The 6892-nt window shown below is 58.5% G+C and carries 5 protein-coding genes; all 5 read right to left on the bottom strand.

All coding sequences use genetic code 11. From position 1 onward, the window contains the following. Nucleotides 1-4 precede the first annotated feature (4 nt). Nucleotides 5-535: a Spi family protease inhibitor gene (locus tag QZ303_RS06025; RefSeq protein ID WP_295730557.1), complete on the bottom strand. Its 531-nt coding sequence runs from the start codon at nucleotides 533-535 to the stop codon at nucleotides 5-7. A 127-nt stretch (nucleotides 536-662) separates the two neighbouring features. Further along, a complete protein-coding gene (locus tag QZ303_RS06020) occupies nucleotides 663-1511 on the bottom strand; it encodes a DUF4249 family protein (protein WP_295730554.1) in 849 nt (282 codons plus the stop codon). Next, the gene (locus QZ303_RS06015; protein ID WP_295730552.1) at nucleotides 1512-3575 is read right to left on the bottom strand and encodes a hypothetical protein; all 2064 of its coding nucleotides are present in this window, start codon (nucleotides 3573-3575) and stop codon (nucleotides 1512-1514) included. A 41-nt stretch (nucleotides 3576-3616) separates the two neighbouring features. Then, nucleotides 3617-5050, bottom strand: a complete 1434-nt coding sequence (locus QZ303_RS06010) for a hypothetical protein (protein ID WP_295730549.1) — start codon at nucleotides 5048-5050, stop codon at nucleotides 3617-3619. 133 nt (nucleotides 5051-5183) lie between these two features. Continuing rightward, nucleotides 5184-6884: a glycoside hydrolase family 43 protein gene (locus QZ303_RS06005; RefSeq protein ID WP_295730546.1), complete on the bottom strand. Its 1701-nt coding sequence runs from the start codon at nucleotides 6882-6884 to the stop codon at nucleotides 5184-5186. Between the last annotated feature and the right edge of the window lie 8 nt (nucleotides 6885-6892).

Genomic DNA, 6892 nt, shown 5'->3' with positions numbered 1-6892 from the left:
CCTTTCAAGATGTTGGACTCTCTGATTTATGGTTTAGCGGACAGTAATAATAAAATTTGGGACACATGCCATTGTAGGGATATCCCTGCCCCCATTTGGTCGACAGCATCGGTGCCACGGGCTCGCGTGTCGCGGAAGCATCGTCATCTTCGCCATCGACTATGCGCAGCGGCGACAGGTTGCGGCTGCGCGCCTCCATTATAGCCTCGGACACGTCGGCGAGCCAAGCCTCCAGCTGCACGGGCATCGCCTCGCCGGGAGCAGGAGCCGCATCGAGCCGACCGAGCAGCGGACGGGCCAGATCGTCGGCACTGACAAACATGGACTGCGCCTGCCCGTTACCGAACACGTACACGGCAGGCATTCCGTCGGAGGCATCGACGGTACGCATCAACCTCATTCCGGAGGGAGCGGCATGCATACCCGGTCTGCTCCCTGAGATAAGACGTGCAAGAGCCTCGTCAGGTGTGACAGGAGCCGCCTCTGCGGCAAATAAGACAGCAAGTCCTCCTAAAGATAGTAACAATTTTTTCATTTATAGCAAGAATTTAGTGATATGGTCGATTAAGAAGCGACAAAGTTACATAATTCCCGCCACAAAACCAAACAAAAATGGAGGGGGTAAATCAGTGATTTACAGGAGCTTATTAAGCAGTCCCCTATCAGTCGACCACGACTGTGCGATAATCCCATCCGCGTGCGCTCCACACCCCGTAGCCTCCGGCGATATTGCCGCCCAACGGCACGCTCCCCGCAAGGAAAATATTTCCGCCGAAAGCTGTAACGTCGTCATACTGATGCCAGAAGCGCCACACTTCCGTAGTTATCGTCGTTAGCGCCACGCCGATCCTGTGTCCCACCGCGAAGTAAGGTGTATAGTCGTCCCTCTCCGTATCGATGTTCGGGCGGCACACCGTAAGCGTCACCTCACCGGCCATTCCGGCTTCGGGGCGGTATGTCCCCATGAAGCATGGCAGGAAACGCCCGCTCATCTCAGGGTCATACACGACAAGCTGATAGCAGCGGTCGGCCTCCGGCACGAATGTCAGCGTCACCTCGCGCAGGGTATCGCAGGAAGCAACCGGCAACACGTCGACACGCCCGATCGCCGAAGGTTCAGGCATAACGCACACGGCGCTCACACGCTCACCGTCATATTCGGCGGTTACGGTATACCTCTTCCCGGGCCTCCCCTTGATGTCGGCAGTGGTGTAGACAAACGGAGGAGTGACCGTCCGGTCGACACGCCCGATCATCGTAGCCGTTCTCTCGCCGTCGGAGATGGTAACCTTGGCCCAACGCACCACAAGGTCACCCACCGTAATGTCTGCCGGATTCATAGGCGAGAAGCTGCGCGTGAGCATCACCGTCGGATGTCCGTCGGAGTCGATCCATCCCTCCACCACGAGCCGTGAAGCCGCGCCGTAATCATCGTCGATGGTCTTTTGGCACGACACCAGAACCGGCATCATGCCTATCACCATCATTATATAATAGCAAATCTCTCTCATTCAAAAACGCATTACATAAGCCAGCGAAGGCATGAACTTATAGAGCGAAGCCGACTCGCGGCGTGCAAACACGGCTTCATCCGTGTCGTAGCCGAACGTCACTATCGAAACGTTGCTGTGGCCGTAGGCGTTGATCACCGACAGGATAAGCATGTTATCTATCCCGGGCCAACGCTTTATCCTGAAGTTCCACGAGGCCGAAAGGTCGAGCCTGTGATATGCCGGCATGCAGCGCGAATTACGCTCGCCGAACTCTGAGATCACATTCTCCCCTATCATATACAGCGCCGTGACCGGAGTCACCGGACGTCCCGTAGCGTAGGTCCACGCCGCGTCGAGTCCGATAGCGGGCGTAAGGCGGTAATGCCCTTGCACGGTGGCCGACAGGCGCTGTTCCACGGCAGCCGTCACCCAGCGATCCCCCAACGATGGGAAACGCCGCTGCGCACGTCCCCACGCCAGCGAACATGAGCCGGTAAGCCGTCCCGCCACGCGCGAGACCATCACCCCCGCCCCGTAGTTGCGCCCGTCGCCTGTTATCACATGCTCCATAGCGCTGTAGCCCGGTTCAAGCAAGGTGATGGTGGTGCCGTCATACTCCGAGGCACCGGTCAGGCGCTTGTAGTAGACGTCCGCCGACAATTCCCACTCGTCGCCCCCCGGAGAATGCACCCACGACAGCGCCGCCGTGCGCGCCCTCTGCGCCTTTAGCTCGCGGCCCGCTATGAGCCAGAAGTTGGAGGCAAGTCCTATGTCGCTGAATCCCACCTGATGGAGCGGCTGCGTGTAGCCGGCGGCATGCAGGTTGAATGTCCCTGCCCTCGTGGTCCACGTAAGCGTGGCCGTCGGGTCGACAAACAGCGGCCTGTAGCCGGCAGATGAGTAGACAAGCATCTTCGCCCCCGCAGTCAGACGCAGCGATGGAGCGATGGAAAATTCACACGCCAGATGGGCCGACGCCGAAAAGGCATTGACCCGCGCCGGGCGCTCCGACGGGGCATAGCCGTAGCCTGAAACGGCAGCCCACTGGGGTATGCCGGAAAGGTGGGCCGCCGAGGCGCCGAACAGCAGCCGCACGCCGCGAAGTCCTCCGGCCACGTAGCTCCCGTGCCCGCGCGTGCCGCTCTCGGTGATCGACGATGGTATCCTTGCCCCCACCCTGCTCATGTTCATTCCGAACGTCGAGCCGAAAGTCGAACAATACACGTTCTGATGCCAGTCAAAGCGCTCCCCCTTGTGTTCCCACTCGCCGGCGGCAAGGAAATTATGCCATCGGAAACGGGTGTCGAGCGCATAGCGGTCGTCGTTGGTCCGGAGAAAATCGCGGTTATAGAACAGGTGCACGCCCAGACGGTCACGCGAGCCTGCAACCACGCGGGCCGTGAGGTTGTAATCGTCGAAACCATAGCCGATGTCGGTCGAGTTCGACGTGAGCATGCTCCCGTACAATGCGTCGATGTAGCTCACACGCGCCGAGGCCGTGACGTCGGCACGGTCACCGAGCGGGGCCGACACCGTGGCGCTGCTTGCCAGCAACCCCACGTTGACCACACCCTTCACGCGTTCCGTAAGTCCTCGGCGCGGCGCGAAGTCTATGCGTCCGCCCAGACGCGGCGGCATGTCGGGAGTGTGCACCGACTTTTCAAGGTGCACCACAGGCATGTGCTCCGAGTTGAACACGGAGAATATCCCGCCGAAATGGTAAGGGAAAAACACCGGCGCACCGCCTATGCCGTAGTACGTGTGGGAATACTCGGTGCCGTCGACCGACACTCCGGAGGCGTAATCGCCTGCGGCGGAGATGCCCGGCAGCGTCGAGATCCACCGCATGGCGTCGGCCTCGCCGAAAGCACGCATGCGTTGGCCGGTCACTGACGCGTCTACGGTCATAGAAGCATCACCGGCGACACGGGCGGGACGGCGCGACTGCGCTTCCACTGTCACCTCGCGCAGACTCACGCCGCCCCCGGGATCTATGCTGTCGGCCATCTCGGCGGTCGTAGGGGCGCCATGCACCGTCAGGCCACACAACAGCGAGAGCCACGCTGTAGACGCGGCTCTCACGATTATGTGCAATTGTATCCTATGCCGTGGCATTGGCTTCATCAATACATGCCGAAGGCACGCATGTAAGTGTCGCGTATGCTCTCGAGAGTGCGGACCACGCTCTGCATCGAGCCGCTCTCCATGAAACTGCCGAGAGACATGTCTACACCGTCGGAAAGAGTGATGACAGGATCAGCCTGATACCATGTATAGGTATATTCCCATTCTTCGCCCCAACCGGATGTGTAGCTGTGAGGCATGCACTTCCAGGTGATAGTGCCCTGCTCGAAGTCGGTGTTGCCGAACTTGAGGGTGGTCTTGACATTGTTGTTGAGAGCCGTAGCCATGGCACGCACCTCATCCTCTACATCCTCGTTATAACCGCCGTTGGCCACAATCTGCTTGAGCGACGAGCAGGTGGAGTTGAGCTGTATGCGGTCGATGATGTCAACCTTTGCGGTAGCGCCCTTGAAGATATTGTCGACCTGGGCTGAAGCTGCCACATGGCCGGCATTTACAAGCTGATCAATCTTGTTGCGGTCGCAGAGGCCGGAGCCGTTGACCTCCCCTACAGAATAGAGCACACGGGTGCTTCCGACAGTGGCGCTGCACTTCTCCGTAACCTTGCTGTCAGTGCCCGAAACATCGCCGTTGGTCTGGATGTTAGCAACTGATACCGAGGTTTTTATGGCGAACGTGTGTCCACCCTCGTTGTAGTTGCTCTCTACCACGGCGCTGGCGGCAGCCTGTCCGTTGTGCGACATGACGAATGTCATCTTGGCCGGAACGTTCACAGTCCAATGGGTGGTGATGTCATACTCGGTATAATTGTAATCACCGGTATTAGGATCATAATCATAGTCATAATCATACTCATTGGTGGTGAACTTGCCGGTCCATGTATCGCCGCTCATGGTCAGAGACACTTCCACGCGATCCTGCTCCGAGCGGAATATTATGGCGTTCTCGCTCTCAAGAGTCTTTACCCACGCATATTCATCCTCCTCGGCATCATACACGGGAGTGTACACACCTCGGTAGGTATATGGATTGAAAGAGGCGTTGTTGGTCACCTGTTGCACGGCACGCGAGATACCGGCGTAATCGCCGCTCTCTACCGCGCGAGCTATGGCACGCACTCCATTGGAGACCATATAAGGATAATCCTCCTCGTCGTCAGAGTCGCCATTATATTTCTCAAACACTGATGCGATTGTCATCAGTGACTGCACGGCGGCCTTCTGATCCTGCGGATTGCAGACCTGCTCGAACTGCTTGGCCGTATTTTCGATATACTTGCCGGCTTCGGCCGGGGCGAGCGTACCTGTCACAGTCGGGTCGACCGCTCCCGGTTCGGTGGTGGGTGGTGTCACCGTTCCCTGTGTACCCTCTGTGCTGATCTGAATGTCGTCATCGTCACCGCCGCATGCGGTAAATCCTGCACCAATCAATCCTGACAATGCCAGAATTGCAAGTTTCCTGGATATTTCCATTGTGTAACGTGTAATGTGTGATTTATTTGATAATTGTGTGAAACTTTGCAAATATATATGTTTTTTAAGCAAACACTACACGAACCGACTTTCATTAACAATTTTACCCCCCCCATTTAACATTCATTAACCATCAATTCTGCCGGCTCTCGGCATACAGGCCTATGGTCGCGCCGGTGAATCCGCCCGTCCGCTCGCAGGCAAGATAGGACGCATCGACATCCTGCGCCACCGGAATCCAATCCACGTTTGCAGAGACAGGACGCACATAAAAATGGTAGCACACCCCGTCGGAAACCACGCGCATCTCCAACCCTTTCCCGGCAGTGGATGGTACGGGGATGGAAGCGAGCACCTTGACCTCACGAGGCGACAGAGTGCGCAGCTCGACACGGTCGCCGCAAAGCGCAAGATAGTACTGCCGTGACTCGTTTTTCAGCATCAGCATCCCCGCCGACTCACCCTCGGAGCGCGGGGTGAACCTTACACGCGCCGTCGCCTCGAACTTGTGGTGCTGTATGCGCCTGCCGACATATGCCGGCACGTCTTTGCCGGTAGACAACTCCCGGCTGCACTGCAGGCGCATGCACTTGCCGTCGAGCGTGCAATAGTCGGCTGTGGATCCGCGCAGACCTATCCACTCGGGGCGCAGCGTCGCGCTACGGAAATCGTCGCGCCAAGTGAAGTTGCCGGCACAGCATGCTGCAGTGTCGCGCACCACACCCTCGCGGCGCAGCCGCAGAGGCACAGTGTCCTGCGACTGCGTGAAATATGGAAACCCGTCGCGGCTCCACTTCACCGGCATAAGAAACGTCTCCCTCCCCAAGGCCTGGAAACCACCCGGACCGGGACGGCAACCGAGGAACACTCCCCACCATTCGCCCTCCGGGGTCGATACGAGGTCGGCATGGCCGGCACACGTGACGGGATTGGTGCGCTTATCCTTCAGGTGTCGCTGCGTGAGCGCGGGATTGCGTCCCCAGCGCCTGTACGGGCCGCGGATGCTGTCGGCACGGTAAACCACCGCCGAATGCTGGGTGCTCGTACCGCCTTCGGCGCACAGCAGTATGTAGCTCCCGTCCACCTTATATATATGTGGCCCTTCATCGCGGTCGAGCCGTTCATCCGGGCCTACGCCCTCCTCTACCAGCGGCCACGACTCCCCGGCGGTCTGCCCGGTGGCGGTGTCGAACCGTATGAACCGTATGCACCGGTAGTTGCTCCACTTCGGTTTGCCGGCAGTGTCCTCCTTATATACTATGTAGGCCTCTCCGTCGTCATCGAAAAAGAACGACGGGTCGATGCCGTCGATGCCGTGCAGCCATACCGGGTCGCTCCAGTCACCTTCAGGATCGGTGGCAGTGACATAGAAATGACCTTCCCGGCGGCCTACGTCGGTCGTCACCACGTAGTATTTCCCTTCAGCCGGGTTATAGGAAATCTGGGGCGCGTATATGCCTCCACGGTCAATGCTCTGCCCCCTGAGTCCGGGTAGCTGGCCGGGACGGTCGAGCACGTTGCGCACAAGCCGCCAGTTTACAAGGTCGCGGCTGTGGTAGAGCGGGATTCCGGGGAAATAGCCGAAGGTGGAGGCCACGAGGTAATAATCGCCTCCGTTGCGCACCACACTCGGGTCGGAGTACCATCCGGGGAGTATGGGGTTGTAGAACTCATCCTCCGCGTGCAGGGGATTGTCGTTGTAATAGTCGTCGTTGCCGGTGTAGGTAAAAGCGGTAAACTCCGCGCATGCAGGAGCTTTCTTCCCGGCTGTGAGCGATGCCGAAGCCACCGCCCCGACTATCGCCATCACATATATGGTCTGTGTTATCTTCATGATCAATC

It is taken from the genome of uncultured Muribaculum sp. (assembly GCF_910583865.1).
Taxonomy (GTDB): Bacteria; Bacteroidota; Bacteroidia; order Bacteroidales; family Muribaculaceae; genus Muribaculum.
Note: the sequence above shows the minus strand (reverse complement) of the source record. Positions and strands in the feature narration are given on the sequence as shown.